Origin of the sequence: Bacillus sp. MMSF_3353 (assembly GCF_030733445.1) — a bacterium.
GTDB classification, from domain to species: domain Bacteria; phylum Bacillota; class Bacilli; order Bacillales; family Bacillaceae_G; genus Bacillus_A; species Bacillus_A wiedmannii.
On sequence record NZ_JASHJA010000005.1, the window covers coordinates 12,202 to 38,085 of the forward strand.

Here is a 25,884-nt window from a genome sequence, read left to right on the forward strand (position 1 = left end):
AGTACGTATTAGTCATATATGTACTCTCCTTTCGTATGCAATGTTAAACTCTTACTGCAAGAACGATTTCCTTCATATGAATCGAAGTTTTTCCTTACAATTAAAAATCTGTTATGTTTATTGTTTTGTAATGACAGTAAACATCCCCGTCATGTTTGGTGAGTAATCCTTAAAATCAAATTTTTCATAGAACGATTCTTTACCTTCTGATGCAAATAAACCGACAAACGCCTTATCAGGGGCATTCTCATGTAAGTATGCAACTAAACGATGCATGATTTCTTTCCCGATACCATGTTTCTGATAATCCGGATGAACTACTATATCTTGAATATAGAAATAGATAGATCCGTCACCAACAATTCGCCCCATGCCAATTATTTGTTCATTATCTTTCACTGTGATGCAGTGAATAGAATTCTTCAGTGAAGTATCTGCTACATCAAAATTCATATAATCAGTCCACCCAACAGAATCACACAAATATTTGTACTCTTCTAATGTTGGAATGTTATGTTCAAACTCATATGTTTTCAAAATGTACCCTCCAAGCCCTTAAATTTAACAAGTATATACATTCGACATTTTTTTATCTTTTCCTCTTATGTAACTGAATTCCCTTTAGCTATTGAATTTCGTCCAGTTTCCGTATTTGTATTTGTGTTAATTAATAAGAGTTTAGGGGAAAAATATAAGAAATAATCGAAAGGGAAGTGGGAAAATGAATGATGAGAAAAAGTATACAGTGGTAGGTACTGATGTTGAAGAAGTAAAACGTTTAAATGAAAATTCGGGATTATCATATAATCAAGTGAAAGAATTATTAGCGAAGCAAATGCAAAAAAAGAAGTAATGAAATTGAAATCCTTTATTTTTTCATTTAGCATTCTAATTAGAGAGAGTTATGAGGATAACTCTCTTTTTCAATACAATGGAGCAACTTTTAGAGCGGAGGAAACAGCATGAAAAAGTGGATAAAGATAACGCTGTCAATTGCTGGGGGTATCGTCCTATTGACATGTGCCGGAGGATATTACGTGTATAAAAATTATTTTCCAAAGGAACCTGAGCGTATCGTATATGATAAAGATAGAGTGTTAAAACCGATACATAATCAGTTGAAAGGGATTAACATAGATAATTTGAAGATAAAAGAAAAAGAGGTTGTAAATGCGACTGTGAACGAGCTTCAAAAAATGATTGATGATGGAAAATTATCATATGAGGAGTTAACGAGTATTTATCTTTTTAGAATACAAGAACATGACCAAAATGGAATATCATTAAATGCTGTTACAGAGATTAATCCAAATGCAATGGAAGAAGCGCGAAAGTTAGATAAAGAAAGGTCTTCAAATAAGAAATCGAACTTATACGGCATGCCGGTTATCGTAAAAGATAATGTACAAACAGAAAAGGTGATGCCGACAAGTGCGGGCACGTATGTGTTAAAAGATTGGATTGCAGATGAAGATGCGACAATCGTGAAGAAGTTGAAAGAAGAAGGTGCTTTTGTTTTAGGAAAAGCGAATATGTCTGAATGGGAAAATTATTTATCCTTTACAATGCCTAGCGGATATAGCGGGAAAAAAGGACAAAATTTGAATCCGTACGGTCCGATTACGTTTGATACATCAGGATCAAGCTCTGGATCTGCTACAGTAGTTGCGGCAGATTTTGCGCCGCTTGCAATCGGGACAGAAACGACTGGATCAATTGTAGCACCAGCGACGCAGCAATCAGTAGTTGGATTACGTCCAACACTAGGTATGGTGAGTAGATCAGGGATTATTCCGTTAGCTGAAACGCTTGATACAGCAGGGCCGATGGCAAGAACGGTAAAGGATGCGGCAACGTTATTTAACATAATGGTAAGTTATGATGAAAAAGATACTATGACAGAAAAAATGAAAGAAAAAGAAAGAATTGATTATACGAAGGATTTATCAATAGATGGATTGAAAGGGAAAAAAATAGGGGTTCTTTTTTCAATAGATCAACAAGATGAGAATAGAAAGAAAGTAGCAGAAAAGATTAGAAAAGACCTTCAAGATGCAGGTGCGATATTGACTGATGATATTCAGTTAAACAGCGAGGGTGTAGATAATCTGCAAACATTAGAATATGAATTCAAACATAATGTTAACGATTATTTTTCACAGCAAAAAAATGTACCGGTAAAATCGTTAGAAGAGATTATAGCGTTTAATAAAAAGGATAGTAATAGACGAATAAAATATGGACAAACATTAATTGAGGCGTCTGAAAAATCTGTTATAACGAAAGATGAGTTTGAAAAAGTAGTGCAAACGAGTCAAGAAAATGCAAGAAAAGAGCTAGATAGATATTTAGTAGAAAAAGGTTTGGATGCTTTAGTTATGATTAACAACGATGAAGTTCTTCTGGCTATCCAGAATTAGCGGTGCCAGCAGGATATGATAACAATGGAGAGCCAGTAGGTGCAGTGTTTGTCGGGAAGCAATTCAGTGAGAAGGAACTATTCAATATTGGTTATGCGTATGAACAGCAGTCTAAAAATAGAAAATCACCTAAATTGTAAAAGGGTAAACGAAAAAAAGAGCTCCATTGAAGTAAGTAGGTGGCTAATGTAAATAGAATCTAACAATATAAAAAGAAAAAAAGGATTCTTTCTAATTAGTAAGAAAGATTGTCTATAGAAGTTCATAAAATGTAATATATTCAATTTCCATCCACTGAAGGGGGAGGTTAAATCTTAATGAATGAAGTGAAAAATTTCTTTCGAAGTAGAGGGTTTCAACGGTTTCTCGTTTTAATAATAGTAGCGTTAGTATTATATGGATTAAAAAGTATGATCAATTTAATATTAATTACGTTTATACTGACATTTTTAATGGATCGTTTTCAACGTTTTATTTCAAAGAAATTGAAAGTGAACCGGAAAATTGTTATCGCCTGTTTGTATATCATATTAGTTTCCTTTATTGGCACGACATTATATAAATATTTACCTGTGTTAACGATACAAATTTCACAATTGATTTATCAATTTAAATTGTTTTTTCAAAACCCACCTGATAATGAAATCATTAAATATGCACTTTCGACAATTAACGGAATGGAAGTATCAAAATATATAGAACAAGGTGTAGATGTCATATATCAATCGATTGCAAATATAGGAAAAGTCAGTTTGCAAATACTCCTTTCTCTTATTTTAAGTTTATTTTTCTTATTAGAAAAAGAACGCATCATATCATTTACTTCGAAATTTAAAGATAGTAGTCTGAAGGTTTTTTATGAGGAGATTGCATATTTTGGTGAAAGGTTTGCAAGATCGTTCGGTAAAGTAATTGAAGCGCAGTTTTTAATTGCAGTTGTAAATTGTATTCTTACTGTCATTGCATTAATTGTTTTAGGATTTCCGCAGCTTCTCGTATTAGCTGTCATGATTTTCTTACTTGGATTAATCCCTGTTGCCGGGGTAATCATTTCCTTGTTTCCACTTTGTATTATTGCATATAACGTAGGCGGAGTTATGTACGTTGTATACATACTTGTGTTCATTACAGTAATCCATGCTCTTGAAAGTTATTTTTTAAACCCGAAGTTTATGTCTGCGAAAACGAATTTGCCAATCTTTTATACATTTATGATTCTCATCTTCTCAGAACATTTCCTTGGAATATGGGGGCTTATTATCGGGATACCAATCTTTATCTTTTTATTAGATGTACTTGATGTAAACAATGAGGAACAGTTTAAAAAATAGGAAATGATAGAAAATAACTGATGTTTTCAAGGAACAATCAAAAAAGCAATCCAAAATAAATTGGATTGCTTTTTTGCATACACAATTAAAGAACTGGAGCCATTGTTTCTTTTAATACTTGAACAGAGTGATCGAATTTTAATTCTTCTTCTTCACTTAATTCCACTTCTAAAATTTCACGAACACCGCCGCGATTTAAAACAGCAGGTACGCCGATATAAACATCTTTTTGACCGTATTGGCCTTCTAAGTAAGCTGATACTGTTAATACGCTATTTTCGTCGTTTAAAATCGCCTTTGTAACACGTAGAAGTGACATACCGATACCATAGTAAGTTGCACCTTTTCGCTCGATAATATGGTAAGCTGCATCACGAACGTTTATGAAGATTTTGTCTAAATCTTCTTGCGTGTATGTGTTGTCTTTATCAAGAAGCGTTTGTAGTTTTTGAATACCGACTGATACGTGACTCCAAACAGGAAGTTCCGTATCACCATGTTCACCGATTATATAAGCATGAATGTTGTGTGGACCAATATCGAAATACTCACCTAACATATAGCGGAAACGAGCAGAATCAAGTGTTGTACCAGAACCGATTACGCGTTCTTTTGGTAAACCAGATTCTTTCCAAGTTACGTAAGTTAAAATATCGACAGGGTTAGTTGCGATTAAGAAAATACCATCAAATCCGCTATCCATAATGCTACGAACGATTTGTTTGAAGATTTTCGCGTTTTTCTCAACTAAATCTAAACGTGTTTCGCCTGGTTTTTGTGGTAATCCAGCCGTAATGACTACAAGATCAGCATCTTTACAATCTTCGTAGCTGCCTTTCCATACTCTAGTTGGAGCTGGAGCAAATGGAACTGCATGACTTAAATCCATGGCTTCTCCTTCAGCTTTTGCCTCGTTTACATCAACTAAAACAAATTCTTCAGCTACAGCTTGGTTAATCATGCAGTAAGCATAACTACATCCAACTGCTCCTGTTCCTACTAATACAACACGGTTAATCCCTTTTTTCATTTCAAAATTCCTCGCAATTTCATTGATTTTATTATGTAAGATAATACGTCTTACTTCTATAGAGTCATATCTAGTTTATTACATTTTATAAAAGATATTCAAGTATTTGAAAATGTATCCTTGCAATTTCTTGCATGAAACATAGGAAGTAAGTTAAAGGAATATAATGCAATAAAATCCTTTATCAAAGGGGAAAAGGGTATGATGCAGCCATTAACGATGGGGAAAATGCTTCATATTATTAATGTGGGGCTCGTTAAAACGAAGAATCCAAAGCAAATTATTATTGCTGGTGCAGGGATTTCAGGATTAGTTGCAGCATCGTTATTGAAAGAAGCAGGGCATAACATAACAATTTTAGAAGCAAATAATCGAATAGGCGGAAGAATATATACGATTCGTGAACCATTTAGCTCTGGTTTATATTTTAATGCAGGGCCGATGCGAATTCCTGGAACACACGAGTTAACTTTAGCTTATATTCATAAATTTAAATTACCGTTAAATCTGTTTATAAATAAAACCGCTTCAGATATTATTTATACGAATAATATTAAAACGAGATTGAGCATATTCGAAAAAAATCCAAGTATACTTGGATATCCTGTTTTAGAGAATGAAAAAGGGAAAACGGCAGAAGAGTTAATGTTAGTAGTATTAGAACCCATACTAAATTTTATAAAAAAAGATCCTAATAAAAACTGGATTATCGTTGAAAAAAAGTATAAAACATATTCGCTCGGCTCATTTTTAACTGAATATTATTCAGACGGTGCAATAGATTTGATTGGGGTACTTCTTGATATGGAAGCTTATATGGGAATGTCTTTAATTGAAGTATTACGGGAAATGATTTTTTTTACTTCAACGACGAAATATTATGAGATAACGGGTGGAATGGATGTATTACCCAATTCATTTTTGCCACAGCTAAAGGATAATATTTTTATGTCATATAAAGTAGAGAAAATTATACAAGAAGATAATAAAGTAATGTTACAAGGAAATCGTGAGCAAACGTTAGAGCGATTTACTATAACAAGTGATATTGCTATTATCACAATTCCATTTTCAGCGTTACGATTTGTAGAAGTTCGGCCGTATCATTTATTCTCTTATTATAAAAGACGAGCAATTCGTGAATTAAATTATATTGCTGCAACTAAAATTGCGATAGAGTTTAAAAGTAGATTTTGGGAAAGAGTGGGGCAATGTGGCGGTAAATCTATTACAGATTTACCTATACGGTTTACATATTATCCGAGTTATGGCATTCATACACCAGGGGCAGCTACCGTTTTAGCGAGTTATACGTGGGCAGATGAGGCGTTAACATGGGATAGTTTACCGAATAGTGAACGCATTCGTTATGCATTAAGAAATTTAGCGGAAATATACGGTGACATCGTTTATAGTGAGTTTGTTACAGGGGCATCTTTTAGCTGGAGTCAAAATCCGTATTCTTGCGGCGCATTTACAGCTTTCGAACCGGGCCAAGAACTCGAGTTATTTCCGTATATTACACCACCATCTGGGAAAGTGCATTTTGCCGGAGAGCATACGACATTAACACATGGGTGGATGCAAGGAGCAATAGAGTCTGGAATTCGAGTTGCTCATGAAGTAAACGAAAAGTGAACATATATTTACAAATCACCACTCTTTTAATAAAATAATAAATATAAATCGTAATTATTACGCTTTGAATACGTTTGAAATAAAGAAATGGATGGTCGATCAAGTGAAAAAAGTAGAAATTCATATATTAGGTGGCTTTTTAGGTAGTGGAAAATCAACATTATTACAAAATTTATTGTTAGCGGAGAAAAAGAAGAATAGAAAAGTTGCAGTATTAATGAATGAAATTGGTGAATACTCGGTAGATACAGATATTATTGGAAAAGAGAATGTTTTAAGAGAGCTTCTGAAAGGATGTATTTGTTGTACGCTAAAAGAAGAGCTTGAAATACAATTACATTCGTTATATCAGCAAGAAAGACCAGATGTCATTTATATAGAAACGACAGGTGTTGCGCATCCAATTGAAGTGTTAGATGCATGTGTATCACCAATTTTAGCGCCTTTCCTGGAAGTGAAATCAATTGTAGTCGTTTTAGATGCAGTAAGGTGGTTAAATCGAAGTGTATTAAGTGCAAACATTCAGCAATTATTACATGAGCAATTGAAGTTTGGTAGCCATATTTTAATTAATAAATCAGATTTACTAACAGATGCGGATAAGAACAAAGTAATTGAAGAAGTGAAAACAATAAATAATCATGCGAAATTGTTTGAAACAAAGTATTGTAATATATCTTTAGAGGATATAGAAGAAGTTGAATTTACGAATGATGGGGAACATGAGACACTACATGTAAAACAGCATTTGCATATACAAACGATGACATATCAATTTACGAAATCAATTGATCAAGATAAATTATACGAATGGCTTTCGAATTTACCAGATAGTATTTATCGTGTAAAAGGTTTTGTGAAATTTCATGGGGACAAATATCCTCACTTATTCCAATACTCGTTCGGGGTACCGACTTTATTGGAACAAGACTTCGGTTTCCCAACGAACTTGGTAGTAATAGGAGAAGGGCTAGATAAGAAACAATTGGCTGAAGGGTTAGAGAAAGTGGAACTTAATTCTAATTAAGATTAAAGGAGCTGCCCCACAAGTCGTTGAAACCGACTTGTGGGGCAGCCTTTTTATTTCTTATGAGTAACCATTTAGCTACTTGTATTCATGTTAAATAGTCACTCTTTTAGTATTTTCGTTTTCCAAGATAAACATTTACTCTAGTACTAGAGTCTCTACTAAATTCAATTTTGCGACCATCTAATTCTATTGTTCGAGAGCTTGCAGTAGGATTTTTAATTAGACTATACAGATAATCTGCTTTAGTTGGTAGTAGTGTATTTAGGATTTTTCTCACCGGCTCGTTTAATACAGGATCATCACTATGAATAGACATTCTATATGCACTGTCATCATAGGGAGAAAAATTAAAATGCATAATGCCATCATATGTTTGACCAGTTTTAGTGAATACATAGTTATAATCGGTTTTTAAAAACCCAGAATCAATCAGTATATTCTCAATTTCTTTATACTTATCCTCATCTTTCGCAGGAATAGAATCAGGAACAAAATAAGGACTTACATTAATTGCGCTATACATAAACCTTGCAAATTGTTCTCTTGTTACATTCAGTTTTCCGCCATATTGATAGTTTCCAATTCCGTTTGTAATACCATTACTATACAATGAACGAACAGAGTTTGTTGCCCAATGATTATTTGGAACATCATAGAAAAGGTCGTTTGTTTTTACAGGTAAATGAAACGCTTTTTGTAAGATAACAGCCATTTCATATCGAGTTAATGTATCATCAGGTCTAAACTTGTCAGTGCTATTGTCCCCTGTCATGATTCCTTTTTGAGCAGCTGCTTTAATATTGTTTTCAAACATATGCCCATGAATATCAGAGAAATGTTTACTTGTAGATCCGGTATTTTCTAGTTTTAAGTATCTTGAAATAATCGCAGCTACTTGCCCACGAGTTACATTGTCCCCAAATCCAAATTTTCCGTTACCATAACCATTCATGACATTTTGTTCAGTTAAATGGTCAATCGAATCTTCAGACCAATGCCCTTTTGGTACATCGATGAAACGTTCAGTTTGTGCATGAGCATTCGTTGCACCGAATAATGTGGCGGTAATTAAGCCTGTTGCAAGTACATGTTTAAAATTCATTATGATTCCTCCTAAGTATATAAAACAATATTTTCTCACTCATATCCGTTACTTTTAAGTGATAATCACTTATTTATTATATTAGTATATTTAGTTTTTGTAAAATATGGATTTACTTTCGGAATATTGCTTAAATATATTTGGTGTTATAAGAGGGAGGGAAGTATAAAAAGTTAACTGACGGGGCGTTGACTCATTTTGATCATGAAGATGTTCGTATCCCAGCTGGTGGATCGAAGCAGGTTGCGAGCTATGATACTGTTGAGAATCGACAACATTATTATTGATGTAATAGATCCTATTAGTATGAAAGAACGTCTAGACCGGGTTTCAACTCCTAATTTTGACAAGGTGATTCGGGAGGCGTTAAGAAAAAGTGGATTTACTCCTAAAGATATTAAAGTATTGTTACCACTGCATACAAAACGTTCTATGTTAATAGAATTGATACAGGGGCTAGGGCTAGCAGAAGAACAAGTTGTATATTTAGATCATTATGGACATATGTCAGCGCTGGATCCTTGCATTGGTCTTCACTTTGCAAATGAACAGGGAAAATTACAGGCCGGAGATATTGCAGTAGTAGTTAGTGCAGGGACTGGATATACGTGGGCAGCGACTGTAATTAGGTGGTGAAAAATGCTAGATGAATATATGGTAAATGGAGGTATTTGGAAAGAGGCGGCGAATGTAAAGGTACTTCATTAAATTTTTTTAACAGATTTGTTTGTATGATCAAAGAAAAGTCATAATTACGGATGGGCAACTTTGGCGTGTTTGACTCTATCAGAAAGTAAAGTATGGGGAGGATCACAATGTCGATGAAAAAACGTAAATGGCTAAGAACGGTGGCTACTGGTTGTATTTTAAGTTCGTTATTAATAACGGCAGCTTGTTCAGGAAAGAAAACAAGTACAGAGGATGAAAAGACGATTAAGGTAGGGGTTCTTGCTTCATTAACAGGTCCATTAGAATCATATGGAAAACAAACAGTGAACGGATTTGAATTAGGGTTAGACTATGCAACGGGTGGAACTGGGAAAGTGGAAGGGAAGAAGATTAAGTTTGTTGTAGAAGATACGGAAACAAAAGCAGAGGTGGCGGTTAAAAAAGCTACGAAGTTATTAGAAGAAGAGAAAGTCGATTTTTTAATCGGATCATCTAGTTCAAGTGATACATTAGCGGTATTACCACTAGCTGAAGAATATGAAAAAATAATGGTTGTTGAACCGGCAGTTGCTGATAGTATTACCGGAAAGAACTGGAATAAATATATTTTTAGAACAGGAAGAAGTTCTTCGCAAGATGCGATTGCAGGAGCAGCGGTAATTGCAAAAAAAGATGTAAAGATTGCGACGTTTGCTCCGGATAATGCATTTGGCCGTGAAGGGATTGCAGCTTTTAAAGCTGGAGCGAAGAAATTAGGTGCGAATATTGTAAACGAGCAATATGCTGATACGAATTCGACTGACTTCACTGCAAATATTCAAAATATCATTAGCTCAAAACCAGATTATTTATTTATCGTTTGGGCAGGGGCAAACTCACCTTGGAAACAGTTAAAAGATATGAATGTGGAAGCACAAGGTATTAAAATTTCTACCGGTGCACCAGATATACCGGCATTAAAAACGATGGATGCGTTAGTAGGAATGCAAGGTTTTTCTGTTTATTATCATACACTCCCGAAAAATAAGGTGAATGATTGGTTAGTGGAAGAACATAAAAAACGATTTAATGGTGCGGTGCCAGATTTATTTACAGCAGGTGGAATGTCAGCGGCAATTTCTATTGTAGAAGCTTTAAAGAAAACAAAAGGTGATACAGATGTTGATACGTTGATTAAGAAAATGGAAGGAATGGAATTTGATACACCGAAAGGAAAGATGAAGTTTAGAGAAAAGGATCACCAAGCGATGCAAACACTTTATTCTATCACATTGAAAAAGCAAGATGGTGTTGATTATCCGGTGCCAGTATTAGAGCGAGAATTAACGATGAAAGAGACAGAACCACCAGTTCAAAACAAATAAACTGAATTTTCTGTTGTTTTTGTATAAAGAGGGGGATGCCCTCTTTATACGTATTTCTTTCATACTTAAAGCTTTAAAGGGAGGGATTTCGTGACACATTTGCTAGAAACGAAAAATCTTAGCGTATCTTTTGGCGAGCATCATGTTATTAAGGATGTGAATTTAACGGTACAAAAAGGAAAACTTATTTCCATTATTGGACCAAATGGTGCAGGAAAGACAACGTTATTTAATTTACTAAGTGGACAAATTTCTCCAACAAAGGGTGAAGTATATTTTAAAGGACGAGAGATTACAAAATTATCAATTTCGGATCGAACTCGATTAGGAATCGGCCGTTCTTTTCAGCTTACAAATATATTCCCAGAGTTAACGGTACTTGAAAATGTTCGTTTAAGTGTTCAATCATTTGTTCAAGATTACTATAGTTTTTTTCCGAGTTCGGCAAAATTTAAGCAACAAGTGGGAGAGGCGAGACGTTTCTTAAAAACAGTCTTACTTCACGAGAAAGAACATGTATTAGCGAAAGATTTAGCACATGGGGAAAAACGAAAGTTAGAGCTTGCGATGTTACTAGCTTTAAAAACGGATGTATTACTACTTGATGAGCCGACGGCAGGTATATCAGTTGAGGAAGTACCGGCTATTTTACAAGTGATTGAAAATATTAAGAAACATCCAGAGAGTACAATTGTACTAATTGAGCACAAGATGGATATGGTACTAGGTTTATCAGACCATCTTATCGTTTTGTTCCATGGAGAGTTATTGGCTGAAGGTTTGCCTGAAGAAATGATGAAAGATGAGCGTGTACAAAGTGCTTATTTAGGGGGATTATATAGTGGCACTATTACAAGTGAATAATATAGAGACGTATTTAGATCAGTTTCATATTTTACAAGGGGTATCTCTTGCTGTTGAGAAAGGAACGATTACTGTACTGTTTGGAAGAAATGGGGCAGGGAAGACGACGACATTACGTTCGGTTATGGGATTTCACCATATCGCACATGGTGAAATTTATTATGATCGTACACAAGTAAATGGATTATCTACACATTTAATTTCAAGGAAAGGAATAGGTTATGTACCAGAAAATCAAGGTATTTTTCACGATCTGACAGTAGAAGAAACATTCGCTCTTGCTAGGGGTAAGGGAGAAGAAGCAGAAGAGAAAATTGAGTGGATGCTTGAACTATTTCCAGATTTAAAGCAGTTTTGGCACAAAAAAAGTGGACTCTTAAGCGGAGGACAAAAACAAATGCTAGCAATTTCAAGAGCATTTATTAATAGTGATGGTTTATTACTTATTGATGAGCCGAGTAAAGGCTTGTCCCCTATTATGATAGAAAAATTAATGATAGCCATTTTGAAAATGAAGGAGAAAACAACAGTTTTACTCGTTGAACAAAACTTTATGATGGCTAGTCAAATTGGTGATTACTTTTATATTATGGATAACGGAAGAATTGTTCATAAAGGTTTTATGCATGAATTAAAAGAGGATAAGGAAATGTGTCACAAATATTTAGGAATCTCTTAACATGAATCCGAGGTGAGAAGGATGGATGTGTTAATCAATTTATTTGTAAATGGGATTTCAACAGGGATGCTCATTTTTTTATTAGCATCAGGACTTTCACTTATTTTCGGTTTAATGAGCGTTCTAAACTTCGCACATGGTGGTTTATTTGCCTGGGGAGCGTTTACAGGTGTTTGGATATTTAATATGACAGGTAGTTATGTATTAGCGTTAATTGGAGCAATTGCTATGGGGATGTTTCTTGGATTCATTTTAGAAAGATTCCTTATTAGACCGGTATATGGAAATCATGTTCGCCAGCTTCTTGTGACGCTTGGAGGAATGCTTGTACTTAGTGAATGTATTAAAGTATTTTGGGGGCCAAATCCAATTGGTGCTAAATTACCGTTATGGTTACAAGGTAGTTATACATTTGAAGGTATTATATTAATTAAATATCGTCTATTCGTAATTTTAATTGGGATCATCATTTATATTTCCTTACTATTATTGCTTAAAAAAACAAAGATAGGTCTAATGATCCGTGCAGGTGTAATGGATAAAGAAATGGTTCAAGCGCTCGGTATTAACGTAAAAGCGATATTTTCTTTCGTCTTTTTATTAGGAGCAGGGATGGCAGCGTTGGGAGGCTTCTTATTAGCACCGTATTCAGGAGTTATTTTCGCCGAGATGGGTATGCAGTATGCGATTTTAGCTTTCATAGTAGTAATCATTGGAGGATTAGGAAGCGTACAAGGTTCAGCAATCGCATCTTTAATTGTCGGATTAGCGGGTGCTTTTACAGCGTATTTTATACCGGATTTATCACTTGCAATCAATATGTTAATGTTACTATTTTTCTTAATAGTGAAGCCAAATGGACTTGTTAGTGAAAAGGGGTGAAATGGTGAACAGCACATCAAATCGAATTAAAGTATACTTCGGAGTATTTATGTTCATTTGTTTAAGTGTATTTCCATTCGTAAATGATTCACGGAGCTTGTTAATTTTGTTCACTCAAATCTTCATCTTTGCTATTTTTGCAATGAGTTTTGATGTATTGCTTGGGTATACAGGAATTGTATCGTTCGGCCATTGTATGTTCTTTGGAATAGGAGCGTATGGGGTAGCACTTTTATTTGATCGGCAAGGAGTATCCATAACGAACTTTTTAATAGGGATAGTAGCTGCAATTATCATTTCAGCAATTGTTAGTTATATAATCGGTTTGCTTTCGTTACGGCTGAAAAGTCATTTTTATGCAATGTTAACACTTGCTATTTCACAGTTATTTTTCGTACTTGCTGAAAAATGGCGTGGACTCACTCACGGAGGGGACGGTTTTACATTTGGTGTACCAGACTTATTCCGTGATCGTTTTACGTTTTATTATGTAACACTTATATGTTTAATTGTCATTTTTATTCTGTTACGTCTTTTCACAAAATCTTCTATTGGAAAAGTATTAAAGGCAATTTCACAAAATGAGCAACGTGTTGAAGCATTAGGATATAAAGTTCTTCATTATAAAATTATTGCTAGTATTGTTGCAGGAGTAGTTGCTACGATTAGCGGTGGTTTATTTGTTATCACACTACGCTTTGTTAATACGACTGTATTTTCAATTGAAATGACATTAAATGCATTATTGATGACAATGATTGGAGGCGTTGGAACGTTAATTGGAGCAATTGCTGGAGCTGGAATTATTGAATCACTGAAATATTATTTATCAGAACTAGCCACAGCGTATCCGATTTTTGAAAGATGGACAATTATTCTTGGTTTATTGTACATTATCGTCTTGCTAGTTTTTCCGAAAGGATTAGTTGGCACGATTAAGAGACTGAAGAATGTGAAACAGAGTAAGAAGGAGAAAAGTGCAGAAGTGGAGCAAAATGTGTGAAAAATCAATTGTATAGAATATGAAAATCCCTCTTTTAAATTCGTAAAGGAGGGATTTTTATTGGTGTATGTAATTAGTTTATAGCTATTCTATTAATCAAATAGTTCATCAGGGATTTGTTTTAAAGAGTTTTCATTTGTAAAAAAATGAACAGCTAATTTCTCGATTGGAACATTTTCAATTGGTACCAATGTATCATTTCTAATCGGCAAAAAGGCTATTCCTTTTCCGTCCTGAATAAACTCTTCCATAAGCGAATAAGAATCTAATTGTTGAAGTTGACGCTGAGATAAATGATTTTCTTTTAGAAATTGTATCGTCTTATTTCTAAAAGGGCACTTTTTGTCATTACTAACGAAGAAGAGTTCCTGCGAATAGTCAATGGTACGTGTTTCTTTCGTTTTTAATAAGCCTATAGAAATTGAAGTAGTAAATACTTTTTTAAAAGCTGCGTCGGGATCATCCTCATAAGTGATGACCATATCAACTTTTTGTTGTTGCAGTAATTTTTGTAAATGACTACTATTTTCTACATATATTTGATAATTCCTGAAATTTTCTTTAATACGCTTACTTACATAATTAGTCAAAATAGATTGTGACGTCGCGATTATATAAGAAGAACCACTCGTTTTAATTTTATCTTTCGCTTCTTCTACTAAAGTTAATATTTGATTCGTGTAGTCTAATAAAATGTCACCAGAAGGTAACAAGGAAACGCCTTTGTTATCTCTATGTAGTAAAGGAGTTTCTAATTCTTGTTCTAATTTTTTGATTCGCTCAGTTACGTTCGGTTGAACATATCCTAACTCTTTAGCAGCTTTACTAATAGAGCCTTCGCTAGCTACAGTTTTGAATATAATAAGATCATTTATTTCCATGTATCACAGCTCCTTATACGGTATCATTATAAATGATATCAAACATAATTTATACCTATTTTACGTTAGTCAATCATCGGTTTATCATTGTGTATATAAGATAGAAAGTGAGTGATAAACATGATTGGAATGCAATATAAGGTTATTTTGCCAAAGGATTATGACATGGAGATTATTAAAAAAAGGGTAAAGGATAATGGATATAAAACTGATGGTTTTCAAGAATTGAATTTCAAAGCATATTTAATTACTGAGGCAGGTAAGGATGGGAATTTCTATAACTGTTATGCACCGTTATATATTTGGAATGGTCATGAAGGAATGAATACATTTATATTTGAAGGGTATTACGATAATATTTTACAATCGTTTGGGTGGCAACAAATAAATATAGGTGTTCCATTAGTTGTTAATCTAAGTGATGACTTTAAGAAAAGTAAATATGTTGTTGAACATGTAGGGAGTATTTCTCAAAGTAATTCACTGAGGGAGACTCAATTAAAAACTATAAATGAAAATATACAAAATATAGAAAAGTGTTTAGGAAATGTAATAGTTTATAATCCAGATAAATGGGGATATAGTCAATTCAGATTTTACAATGAAAAGCCTGATATGGTAACGAATAAAGATGTTACAGTATATGAGATTTTACACATTTCACGATGAAAATTTGTTGAATGTTAAATTAAGGAAAAGGAATGAAAATGTATGCCTTTTGTGAACGTTTATTATCATGAAAATAAATTAAATAAAGAAGAGTTGAAAAAGATAGGTGAATGTATTCATCTTTCATTAATTGAACATTTTAACATCCCTAAAAATGATTATTTTCAACTGTTTTTATCTTACTCGCAAAATCACTTTTTATATAATCCATATTATTTGTTGGAAGGAGGAGAAAAGAGAACAGAGAATATGATTTATGTTTCTATTACATGCGGACCGGAAAGAACGATAAAACAGAAAAGTGATCTGTATCAGTCGATATCCTCGAAGATTTCTGAATGTTCTAGTATAAAAAGTGCAGATATTTTTATTACGCTAAATGAGACATCTGCTGAAAATTGGTCATTTGGTCAAGGATTGGCACAATTGGTAAAAGTGAAGGGAGAGTGAAATGATGAATGAATCAATTAAATATTGTATTCAAGAGAGAATGAAAGAAATGGCACCTGCATTTGCTCATTATAGTGAAGAGATATTGTTTGAGGAAGTGTGGCGGGATGACACTTTAACATTAAGAGAAAGAAGTTTATGTACAGTGTCGGTATTAATCAGTCTTGGTCATACAGAACAATTACCATTTCATTTGCGACTGGCCAAACAAAATGGAATTGGAGAAAATGAAATGATCGCATTAATAACACATATGGCTTTTTATGTTGGTTGGCCCAAAGCTGTAGCAGCTTTAAATATAGCAATGAATGAAATGGAAGATTAAGAATAACGATAAGAAAGAATTCATTTAAATATGAATTCTTTCTTATCGTTATTTATGCAATACTCTAATGAGATATTTTTCACTTTTTCTCTTGCTTTTTTATCACTTGCGTAGTAAAGTGATAGTAAGATTCACGATAGGAAGTGATCAAACATGCGTGATAATACGATAGGGTCATTAATATGGTTACGTTTAATACGATTTACGAACCAAAGTAATCAGATGTCAAATGAGTTTTTAAAACGGTTTGATTTAACGACAGCTCAATTTGATGTGCTTTTGCAAATACGTACGTATCAGCCACTCACACAAATGGAGTTAGCTGAAAAGGTAACTGTTACACAAGGCGGTATTTCTCGAATGTTAACTCGTCTTGAAAAAGAAGGATATATTGTACGAAAACAAGATTGGAAAACGAAAACAATTAGTCTTACAGAGCAAGGGGAAGCAGCTTTAGAGAGAGCGTTGCCAGAGCAACTTGCATTTCAATCATCGTTTTTTGATGATGTATTAAATGAAGAAGAGCAGAAAATATTATACGAGCTGATGACGAAAGTTCATAAGCATAGTGAAAAAAAAGAATTGCCGCAAGAGTAATTTTTTTTCACTATCAATTGACTAATCAAGTGATGGGTGATTGAAGAAAATGAATACGACTGAATTAAAGGAGAGAGCAACTATGGAAAAATACCGTATGGATACAAGTAAAGGAATAGAGTTTGGATTATATTCAATTGGGGATCATGTTTTAAATCCACATAACGGAGAGAAAATTAGTGCAGAACAAAGAATTCATGAATTAATTGAAACAGCAAAGTTAGCGGATGAATCTGGACTTGATGTATTTGCTGTCGGTGAAAGTCATCAAACGCATTTTACAACGCAAGCTCATACAGTTATTTTAGGAGCTATTGCACAAGCTACGAAAAATATAAAAATTGCAAGTTCAGCAACGATAGTAAGTACATCTGATCCGGTACGAGTGTATGAGGATTTTGCTACAATTGACTTAATTTCTAATGGACGTGCAGAAATCGTGGCTGGTCGTGGATCTCGTATTGGGGGATATAGTTTACTTGGTTATGACGTGAATGATTATGAAGAGCTATTTGAAGAGAAGATGGAACTTTTATTAAAAATTAATAAAGAGGAACATGTAACATGGAACGGACAGTTCAGAGCGCCGCTTGCACATGCATCGGTTATTCCGAGAGCTAAAAATAATAACTTACCAATTTGGCGTGCAGTTGGTGGCCCACCAGCTAGTGCGATTAAAGCAGGACGTGCGGGTGTACCAATGATGATAACAACACTAGGTGGTCCAGCTATTAACTTTAAAGGATCAGTAGATGCTTATCGTGAGGCTGCGGCGCAAAGTGGATTTAATCCAGCAAGTTTGCCAGTTGCAACAACGAGTTTATTTTATACAGCAAAAAATTCACAAGATGCGTTTAGTGAATACTATCCTCATATTAATGCTGGCATGCTTACACTGCGTGGTGGTGGGTATCCGAAGCAACAATTTACAAATGCAGTAGATTATCGTGACGCATTAATGGTTGGTAGCCCGCAACAAATTATTGAAAAAATGCTTTACCAATATGAATTGTTTGGACAACAACGTTTTATGGCACAAATTGATTTTGGTGGTGTGCCACTTAATAAAATTGAGAAAAATATCGAATTAATTGCTACTGAAATTTTACCGGCTGTTAGAAAACATACAGCGAAATAATTTAAAAAATACCGAGAGTCTAATCGATTCTCGGTATTTTTTTATGTATTAATTTAGTTTGAAAAAATGGCAAAAAAATAAATTTTTAGTCTAGAAAGAGGGAAGGGATTTTCTATTTTTGAATAACATTATTTCGTGTTTGAATTTTAGGAATGTATTTTTCTCTTGACAAAAAAGCAACTGATTTCTTCATTGGTAAAGAGGACATTTTTTCGTGAATAAGTCAAGCGTATGTAGAGAAAAATGATTTATTTATTGATATGAGAGTAAGTCTTATATTAAAAAAATACATTTTAGTAATGAGAAAAATCTAATTCAAAAAAATGACAAAAGACATATTTCAGACAAAATGATGTCAATAATACGTCAAAAATCAGCTGAATTTACTATGCAGGTATATTATACAATTCGATTAACGGATAAAACACTACTGAAATAGTGAAAAGGTAAATTTTATGAGAAAGTTCTTTTGTAATTATCTTGAAAACTGAAAAATTATATTTTCTAAAAGTACATAAACAAATTTATCTTTCTATATTTCTAAGATTTGAGTTGTTTTATTCATACAACTCAATTGAAATTACGATATAAAAAATTATGAAGGAAGTGATTGTAGTATGGAAACGCTCGAATTGGCACGAATACAATTCGCATCAACAACGATTTTCCATTACTTTTTTGTTCCGCTGTCTATTGGTTTAGCTTTTATCATTGCGTTAATGCAAACGTTATACGTGGTAAAGGGACAAGAAATTTATAAGAAGATGACTAAGTTTTGGACACAAATATTCCTAGTTAACTTTGCGGTAGGTGTAGTAACTGGTATTTTACAAGAATTCCAGTTTGGCATGAACTGGTCAACATATTCACGTTTCGTAGGTGATGTGTTTGGTCCATCACTTGCAATTGAAGGCTTATTAGCATTTTTCATAGAGTCTACATTCCTAGGTTTATGGGTATTCGGTGAGGACAAATTACCGAAGCGAATTCACTTGTTATGTATTTGGCTCCTTTCAATTGGAACAATGTTATCAGCATTTTGGATTTTAACTGCAAGTGCATTTATGCAATCGCCAGTAGGATATGAAATGGCAGCAGATGGACGTGCACAGATGAATGATTTCTTAGCGATTATTCAAAACCCACAATTATGGGTACAATTCCCGCATACAATTACAGCTGCGATTGCAACTGGTGCATTCTTTATTGCAGGTGTGAGTGCATGGAAAATAACGAAAGCTCAAGAAACTGAAGTGTTTAAAAAGTCGTTCCGCATTTCTATCATTGTTGGAACACTTACAACGGCGTTAGTATTATTCTTTGGTCATGCGCAAGCACAACAATTAATTAAGACGCATCCAATGAAAATGGCAGCAGCTGAAGCGTTATGGAATACGAGTGAGGATCCAGCGCCATTTACAGTATTTGCGAAAATTGATGCAGAGAAGCAAGAAAATTCGTTTGAAATTCAAATCCCTTATATGCTAAGTCTATTATCATTTGATAAATTTAGTGGTCAAGTAGAAGGGATGAATCAAATTCAAAAACAATATGAAGAAAAATATGGGCCTGGAGATTATATACCGCCAGTACACACTATGTTCTGGAGTTTTAGAGCGATGGTAATGAGTGGAACATTTATGCTTCTTCTAGGAGCATACGGATGGTTCTTATCAAGAAAAGATCGTTTAGCTGAAAAAACTTGGTATTTAAAATTAATGGTGTATGCAATTGCACTACCGTTTATCGGTAATACAGTAGGATGGATTATGACTGAAATGGGACGTCAGCCTTGGGTAGTTTTCGGTGTTATGAAAACGGAAGATGCTGTATCTCCAAATGTTACGTTCGGAGAAGTATTATTCTCTTTAGTTTCATTCACATCACTATATTTAATTATAGGTGGAATCACTATTTACTTATTCGTTCGTATTATTAAAGGACATGAGAATAAGAAAGCGAAACAGAATTCTCAAAGCCATGATCCATTTGATAAGGAGGAAGAGTATGTTATCTCTTAATGAGTTGTGGTTTATCATTATTGCAGTTTTATTCGTAGGCTTCTTTGTACTTGAAGGTTTCGATTTCGGTGTAGGTATAGTTTCAAGGTTTTTAGGGGAAAACGATTTAGAGAAAAGAATTTACTTAAATACAATTGGCCCATTTTGGCACGCGAATGAAGTATGGCTTGTTTGTGCAGGTGGGGCTATGTTCGCAGCATTCCCGCACTGGTATGCAACTTTATTTAGCGGGTTTTACATTCCGTTTGTATTTATGCTTCTTGCTTTAATTATAAGAGGGGTTTCCTTTAAATTCCGTGCGAAAATAGACAATCATAAATGGAAAGGTTTTTGGGATTGGGGTATGTTTTTAGGAAGTTTACTACCGCCTGTTCTTTGGGGAGTTGCAATTGCTAACTTTATGGTAGGTATTCCAATTGATGAAACGAAAAATGCTGTAGGTGGATTCTTACCATTACTTCATCCATTTGCATTACTTGGAGGAGTTATGTTCCTTCTGCTATGTATTGTTCACGGATTGCAATTCCTTACTATACGTACAACTGGTAAGTTAAGAGAACGTGCACGTATTGCTGCGTTGAAAATTGCACCGCTTGCAATTATAGCACTTCTTATTTTTGCCGGTGTAGGGTTATGGAAAACAGATATTTTCACTGGTCATGGTACAGAGTGGATTATGGTTCCGATTGGAGCTTTTGTAGCATTATGTGCGTCAACATTATTAAATAAAAGAAGAAGAGATGGTTGGGCTTTCGTTATGACGAGTTTAACAATCATTTTACTAAGTGCGAGTGTGTTTGCCGGCATGTTCCCACGTGTCTTAATTAGCTCGTTAGGGTCAATATACGATTTAACGATTTATAATGCAGCATCGGGAGATTATGCACTAAAACTGATGACGTATTTTTCAATTGCTATATTGCCATTTGTTTTGGGAAGTCAAATATGGAGTTTCTATGTGTTTAGACAACCTGTTAAGTCAGATAAAGATTTGGAGTACTAATGAAAAGAAAAAGAGGACTTCCGTCGTATCCTGGTAGCCGAGTTTTATATGTAGTGTTAACAATCATTAGCATTTTAGAAGCTATAAGTATTATTGGGCAAACAGTGTTTTTAGCACGGGCTATTACGTTTTTATTTCAAGGAGAAACAGTGCAATCTGTGTTAAATGAAACGGTTTATTTTGGAATCACGTTTGCAGTACGTCATATGCTAGTTCGAATTTCGCAAATATTAGTGGAACGTTTCGCTGAAAAAACAGGATCGCTACTGCGAAAACAATTAATAGAGGCGTATTTCACATTAGGTCCACGGTATGTTCAAACTGCTGGAACAGGTCATCTGGTTACCTTATCGATTGAAGGTATTGAGAAATTTAAAACATATATTGAATTAACAATTCCTAAAATGATTAGAAGTAGTATCGTACCGGGACTAATTGTACTATATGTTTTTACGTTAGATATTGAGTCTGGAATCATTTTAGTTGTAACGATTCCTATCGTAATTACATTTATGATCCTACTAGGATTAGCAGCGCAGAAAATGGCAGATAGTCAATATGAAACATATCGAGTACTTTCTAATCATTTTGTAGATACGTTAAAAGGATTAGAAACATTAAAGTATTTAGGGAAAAGTAAACAACACGAAGGAAAGATTGAAAAAGTAAGTAAAAGGTATAGAAAAGCAACGATGCGTACTTTGCGAGTTGCTTTTCTTTCTTCTTTTGCATTAGATTTCTTTACGAGCTTATCCATTGCATTTGTGGCGGTCGGATTAGGGATACGTTTAATAGATGGGACAATTGTACTATTGCCAGCCCTTACGATTTTAATTTTAGCTCCGGAATATTTTCTGCCAATTAAACAAGTTGGAGCGAATTATCATGCTACGTTAGATGGACAACTTGCAATGGAGCAAATAGAAGAGATTTTACAGCAACAAAAAGAAATAGGAACGAAAGAATCTAATGTAGGTTTAATATGGAATGCCTCTAGTAACTTGAAATTACAAGATGTAAAAGTAAAGAATAATGAATCTGAAAAAGCTATATTAGAAGGAATTGATTTTACTTGGAAAGGCACCGGCGCTATAGGTGTAATTGGTGAAAGTGGGGCAGGGAAATCGACGTTAATTGACGTATTAGCAGGATTTTTAACTTCTTCGGGTGGAAAGCTGATAATAAATGGTGTGAAAATTGACGGGTCTACTCGAGAAGATTGGCAAAAGAATATTGCTTATATTCCGCAGCAACCTTATATTTTCCCGCTTTCATTAAAAGATAACATTTGTTTCTATGAAACAAATACAACTGATGCAGAAGTGGAAAGAGTTATTAATGAAGTTGGTCTTCGTTCACTCGTTACATCGCTTCCGAACGGGATGTATGAAAGAATTGGAGAAGGTGGACGTATGCTTAGTGGCGGGCAAGAACAACGTGTCGCTATGGCGCGTGCACTTTTAAGCAAAAAGCCAATTATTTTATTAGACGAGCCTACAGCACATCTTGATATTGAAACTGAATTTGAAATAAAGCAAGCGATGTTACGTCTGTTTGAAGGTAAGCTAGTATTTCTTGCAACACATCGTCTTCACTGGATGAAACAGATGGATCATATTCTTATTTTAAATAAAGGGGAAATGATAAAAAGCGGCACGTATGAAGAACTTTTAAAGAATGAGGCATTACATTTTCAAAGGAAAGAGAGGGGATAGAGATGAGTAACTGGATTAAACCTTATATACAGCAAAATAAAGGTAGAATGACTGTAACTATTTTCCTTGGTCTTCTTGGAGTTAGTTCAGGTGCGATGTTACTTTTCATTTCAGGTTATTTAATCTCTAAATCTGCTCTTAGACCAGAAAATGTAATGGCTGTATATGTTCCTATTGTTGCAACACGTGCGTTTAGTATAGGACAAGCGGTATTTCATTATTTAGAGCGTTTAGTTGGACACGATGTCGTACTACGCATATTAGAAAAGATGAGAACGAAACTATACAGAATAGTAGAACCGCAGGCGTTATTTTTCCGCTCACGATTTCAAACGGGCGATATGTTAGGTATATTATCCGAAGATATAGAGCATTTGCAAAACCTATATTTACGTACAATATTTCCTAGTCTATTAGCGTTAGTTGTATATAGCATATTCGTACTTGTTATCGGAGCATTTGACGTAGTATTTGCACTTATTGCAGCATGTATGTTGGCTATTATCGTTTTTCTTCTTCCGTTTGTATCATTACTTTTAATGAAGCAACATCATGTTACTTTAAAGCAAGGAAGAAGCCGTTTGTATCAACAACTAACAGACGCTGTTTTTGGGTTATCTGATTGGCAAGCAAGTGGTAGAAAAGATGAATTCATTGATAAGTATGTAGAGCAAAATGCTCAGTTGTTAAAAACGGAAAAAAGAATGAAGCGCTGGAATCATATTCGGGACAGTATCATTCAATTAGTAGTGGGAATCGTAGTTATTTCAATGATCATATGGACTGGAAATGAGGCAGCAAGTGAACAGATTGCATCTACCGTTATTGCGGCTTTCGTCTTAATGACGTTATCTGTGACAAATGCGTTAATTCCACTTTCAGATGCTATCGATCGAATTCCATCATATGTAGAATCTGCTCATCGTCTAAATAAAGTAGAAGCTAATGATGTTTTACAGGATGAAAAGGAATTACATGAGGATAAAGATTATGTTGCATCAAAATATATAGACATTGAATTAAATAATGTATCGTATAGTTACCCAGATAGTAATGAATTTGTATTGAAAGAAGTATCACTGCAAATAAAGGCAGGAAAGAAAATCGCCATTTTAGGAAGAAGTGGAACAGGAAAATCTACTTTGTTAAAATTGTTAGCAGGTGCGCTAAGCCCGTTACATGGTGAAGTTTTATTGAATAGTGAACATGCTCATACGAATCTTTTATCAAAATATATTTCTGTATTGAATCAAAAGCCGCATTTATTCGATACGACAATTGGAAATAATGTGCGAATCGGTAAACCAGAGGCTACGGATGAAGAGATATGGACAGCTTTAGAGAAAGCACAATTAGCTTCGCATATAGCTTCTCTTCCAGATGGATTGCAAACAAAAATGCATGAAATGGGAAAAAGGTTTTCTGGTGGAGAAAGACAACGGGTTGCTTTTGCTAGAACGCTAATGCAAGAGGCTCCAATTATTGTACTTGATGAACCTACGATCGGCTTAGATCCAAAGACAGAACTATCTTTAATAGAAACAATGTTTTCTGCAACAGAAGAAAAGACTGTTATTTGGATTACACACCACCTTGTAGGAATTGAACATGTAGATGAAGTTATATTCCTTGATCGTGGTCAAATTGTGATGCAAGGCAGTCATGAACAACTTCTGAAAGAAAACGAGAAGTATCGAAAGCTGTATGAGTTAGATAAAGGAATATAGTTTGAATAAGTAATAATTGTAAAATAGCTACGCCAAATGGTGGAGCTATTTTTGTTTTGAAATGAATATTCTATTCTTTTTTAATGTTGGATTGCAGATGTATATGATCATTATGAATGAAAAATGAATTTCATATTATACATATAATGGAGGGGGATATACATGAAGGAGCAGTATAAAATTATTGTTTTAAGTGATGAAGTATCAGGGGGAAGGATTCAAAATGCATTAGACAAAAATAAATGTAAAACAATAGTTCATGTTGTAGACGTTTCAACTATTGTTCGTATAGAAAATTCTTTTCAATATATAGTCATTTGGAGAGTGGACGCAGAAAAACTTACAAATGAATTGATAAACAAGGGCGTGCAAAGTAAAAAAATTATTAATTTAACAAAATACATGTATGAATGGAGGAATAAATTAATTTCTATATATCAAATAAATCCGGATCTTATGTTTTTATACATGTCTATGAAAAAAGTAAAGAGTGATCCCACATATGAATTGTTTGCTACCGGTTTGTCTTATCCGCATTGTGGCATAAGTACGGAGCTCCTCTCAAAAAAGTCAATAAAATTAACACTTCCATCGCAAGATCTATACTATGATTATTTAATAGCGTCACAACTTCTATCAAACGATCATTCATTTCAATATTGTTTGATAGGAATAGCCTATTTCTCTTTTTACTTTGACATGTCGTTATCATCTGAAGCATATAGAATTCACAAAGTATATTATCCATTGTTTCAAGATGGTCATCATACTGTAGTTCATTCTCCTTTACCCACTGATGGATTCTCACATCTAGATAGTCCGAAACCACTTTTTTCTATTTTTACTTTGCATTTTGAATATATTTTATTAGACGAACTAAAAGATGAATCATTGATACTACCTTGGATAAATGCTGAATGGAATACCACTCCCCTTCATATTCCTTTTGAAGAACATGGGAAAATGAGAGCAGCTTCACATGCTAAATTGTCGTATCCTCATACTTTAGTTGAAAATAAAACGATTTTTAAAACATATTTAGAATTACTGTTAAAAAATGATATAAAGCCACTAATTGTTGTCTTCCCTGTTACTTCACATTATTTCAATTGTAGTAGTAAGAAATTAAAAGAAGATTTTTATAAAGTTATAAATGATTTTCAAGCACAATATTCTTTTCAAATCATAGATCTATTTGATTCACCATTATTTTGTGATGAAGATTTTTATGATAGTGATCATATGAATAAAAAAGGTGCAAATAAAATGTCCGCGTTATTAAATATGTTTATTCAGGAACGAAAAGTATGATATTTCGATTCATATTTGCATAAAAGTATATAGGC

At 34.1% G+C, this 25,884-nt stretch carries 23 protein-coding genes and 2 pseudogenes; 21 read left to right on the forward strand and 4 right to left on the reverse strand.

What is annotated here, in order from left to right:
* Positions 1–117: 117 nt before the first annotated feature.
* Complete coding sequence (locus tag RBB48_RS13550; RefSeq protein WP_088063045.1) at positions 118–537, reverse strand: GNAT family N-acetyltransferase; 420 nt, start codon at positions 535–537, stop codon at positions 118–120.
* Between the two features lie 184 nt (positions 538–721).
* Between RBB48_RS13550 and RBB48_RS13555 the strand changes: the two genes are divergently transcribed.
* The 3 genes and pseudogenes from RBB48_RS13555 (at position 722) to RBB48_RS13565 (ending at position 3,751) form a co-directional block, all read left to right on the forward strand.
* The gene (locus RBB48_RS13555) at positions 722–853 is read left to right on the forward strand and encodes a hypothetical protein (RefSeq protein WP_000997338.1); all 132 of its coding nucleotides are present in this window, start codon (positions 722–724) and stop codon (positions 851–853) included.
* A 109-nt stretch (positions 854–962) separates the two neighbouring features.
* Positions 963–2,560: pseudogene (locus RBB48_RS13560) on the forward strand (amidase family protein).
* A gap of 177 nt (positions 2,561–2,737) precedes the next feature.
* Positions 2,738–3,751, forward strand: a complete 1,014-nt coding sequence (locus RBB48_RS13565; protein ID WP_137050649.1) for an AI-2E family transporter — start codon at positions 2,738–2,740, stop codon at positions 3,749–3,751.
* Positions 3,752–3,836: 85 nt separating this feature from the next.
* Here the strand turns inward: RBB48_RS13565 and RBB48_RS13570 are convergent, their stop codons facing one another.
* Entirely contained in the window at positions 3,837–4,781 is a 945-nt protein-coding gene (locus tag RBB48_RS13570; RefSeq protein ID WP_000715320.1) for an L-lactate dehydrogenase, read from the reverse strand.
* Between the two features lie 201 nt (positions 4,782–4,982).
* Between RBB48_RS13570 and RBB48_RS13575 the strand changes: the two genes are divergently transcribed.
* Entirely contained in the window at positions 4,983–6,419 is a 1,437-nt protein-coding gene (locus RBB48_RS13575) for a flavin monoamine oxidase family protein (RefSeq protein WP_088063047.1), read from the forward strand.
* Positions 6,420–6,522: 103 nt separating this feature from the next.
* A complete protein-coding gene (locus RBB48_RS13580; protein ID WP_088063048.1) occupies positions 6,523–7,446 on the forward strand; it encodes a CobW family GTP-binding protein in 924 nt (307 codons plus the stop codon).
* Between the two features lie 109 nt (positions 7,447–7,555).
* On the opposite strand, the gene RBB48_RS13585 is transcribed toward RBB48_RS13580, so the two are convergent.
* Entirely contained in the window at positions 7,556–8,551 is a 996-nt protein-coding gene (locus RBB48_RS13585) for an S-layer homology domain-containing protein (protein WP_088063049.1), read from the reverse strand.
* Between the two features lie 203 nt (positions 8,552–8,754).
* Here RBB48_RS13585 and RBB48_RS13590 point away from each other — a divergent pair.
* From RBB48_RS13590 to RBB48_RS13615, 6 genes and pseudogenes are all read left to right on the forward strand, one after another.
* Positions 8,755–9,187, forward strand: a pseudogene (locus RBB48_RS13590) (3-oxoacyl-[acyl-carrier-protein] synthase III C-terminal domain-containing protein); the annotation flags it as partial.
* Between the two features lie 179 nt (positions 9,188–9,366).
* A complete protein-coding gene (locus tag RBB48_RS13595; protein ID WP_088063050.1) occupies positions 9,367–10,584 on the forward strand; it encodes a substrate-binding domain-containing protein in 1,218 nt (405 codons plus the stop codon).
* Between the two features lie 90 nt (positions 10,585–10,674).
* Entirely contained in the window at positions 10,675–11,448 is a 774-nt protein-coding gene (locus RBB48_RS13600) for an ABC transporter ATP-binding protein (protein ID WP_088063051.1), read from the forward strand.
* On the forward strand, positions 11,426–12,127 hold the full coding sequence (locus RBB48_RS13605) for a branched-chain amino acid ABC transporter ATP-binding protein (protein ID WP_088063052.1): 702 nt from the start codon (positions 11,426–11,428) through the stop codon (positions 12,125–12,127). Before RBB48_RS13600 ends, RBB48_RS13605 begins: the two co-directional genes overlap by 23 nt.
* 21 nt (positions 12,128–12,148) lie before the next feature.
* The gene (locus tag RBB48_RS13610; RefSeq protein WP_088063053.1) at positions 12,149–13,009 is read left to right on the forward strand and encodes a branched-chain amino acid ABC transporter permease; all 861 of its coding nucleotides are present in this window, start codon (positions 12,149–12,151) and stop codon (positions 13,007–13,009) included.
* 49 nt (positions 13,010–13,058) lie between these two features.
* The gene (locus RBB48_RS13615) at positions 13,059–14,012 is read left to right on the forward strand and encodes a branched-chain amino acid ABC transporter permease (protein ID WP_142291733.1); all 954 of its coding nucleotides are present in this window, start codon (positions 13,059–13,061) and stop codon (positions 14,010–14,012) included.
* A 92-nt stretch (positions 14,013–14,104) separates the two neighbouring features.
* Here RBB48_RS13615 and RBB48_RS13620 read toward each other — a convergent pair whose 3' ends face one another.
* Positions 14,105–14,893: a LysR family transcriptional regulator gene (locus RBB48_RS13620; protein WP_088121888.1), complete on the reverse strand. Its 789-nt coding sequence runs from the start codon at positions 14,891–14,893 to the stop codon at positions 14,105–14,107.
* A 120-nt stretch (positions 14,894–15,013) separates the two neighbouring features.
* Here RBB48_RS13620 and RBB48_RS13625 point away from each other — a divergent pair, with 120 nt between their 5' ends.
* From RBB48_RS13625 to RBB48_RS13670, 10 genes are all read left to right on the forward strand, one after another.
* Positions 15,014–15,562 (forward strand): DUF4865 family protein, encoded by a 549-nt coding sequence (locus tag RBB48_RS13625; protein WP_106382822.1) that lies wholly within the window; start codon positions 15,014–15,016, stop codon positions 15,560–15,562.
* Positions 15,563–15,604: 42 nt separating this feature from the next.
* The gene (locus RBB48_RS13630; RefSeq protein ID WP_097908184.1) at positions 15,605–16,012 is read left to right on the forward strand and encodes a tautomerase family protein; all 408 of its coding nucleotides are present in this window, start codon (positions 15,605–15,607) and stop codon (positions 16,010–16,012) included.
* Position 16,013: 1 nt separating this feature from the next.
* Positions 16,014–16,337 carry a carboxymuconolactone decarboxylase family protein gene (locus RBB48_RS13635; RefSeq protein WP_306007765.1) on the forward strand — a complete coding sequence of 108 codons (324 nt, stop codon included), beginning with the start codon at positions 16,014–16,016 and terminating at the stop codon, positions 16,335–16,337.
* Between the two features lie 153 nt (positions 16,338–16,490).
* Positions 16,491–16,934 (forward strand): MarR family winged helix-turn-helix transcriptional regulator, encoded by a 444-nt coding sequence (locus RBB48_RS13640; protein ID WP_001205523.1) that lies wholly within the window; start codon positions 16,491–16,493, stop codon positions 16,932–16,934.
* A gap of 82 nt (positions 16,935–17,016) precedes the next feature.
* Positions 17,017–18,072 carry an LLM class flavin-dependent oxidoreductase gene (locus RBB48_RS13645; protein ID WP_087982925.1) on the forward strand — a complete coding sequence of 352 codons (1,056 nt, stop codon included), beginning with the start codon at positions 17,017–17,019 and terminating at the stop codon, positions 18,070–18,072.
* Positions 18,073–18,689: 617 nt separating this feature from the next.
* A complete protein-coding gene (gene cydA, locus RBB48_RS13650) occupies positions 18,690–20,093 on the forward strand; it encodes a cytochrome ubiquinol oxidase subunit I (protein WP_306007766.1) in 1,404 nt (467 codons plus the stop codon).
* On the forward strand, positions 20,080–21,096 hold the full coding sequence (cydB, locus tag RBB48_RS13655; protein ID WP_000950075.1) for a cytochrome d ubiquinol oxidase subunit II: 1,017 nt from the start codon (positions 20,080–20,082) through the stop codon (positions 21,094–21,096). The genes cydA and cydB overlap by 14 nt, the downstream gene beginning before the upstream one ends.
* The gene (gene cydD / locus RBB48_RS13660; protein WP_306007767.1) at positions 21,096–22,811 is read left to right on the forward strand and encodes a thiol reductant ABC exporter subunit CydD; all 1,716 of its coding nucleotides are present in this window, start codon (positions 21,096–21,098) and stop codon (positions 22,809–22,811) included. Before cydB ends, cydD begins: the two co-directional genes overlap by 1 nt.
* A gap of 2 nt (positions 22,812–22,813) precedes the next feature.
* Positions 22,814–24,538 (forward strand): thiol reductant ABC exporter subunit CydC, encoded by a 1,725-nt coding sequence (gene cydC / locus RBB48_RS13665; protein WP_088608627.1) that lies wholly within the window; start codon positions 22,814–22,816, stop codon positions 24,536–24,538.
* Positions 24,539–24,700: 162 nt separating this feature from the next.
* On the forward strand, positions 24,701–25,849 hold the full coding sequence (locus RBB48_RS13670) for a hypothetical protein (protein WP_088608626.1): 1,149 nt from the start codon (positions 24,701–24,703) through the stop codon (positions 25,847–25,849).
* The last annotated feature ends 35 nt before the right edge of the window (positions 25,850–25,884 follow it).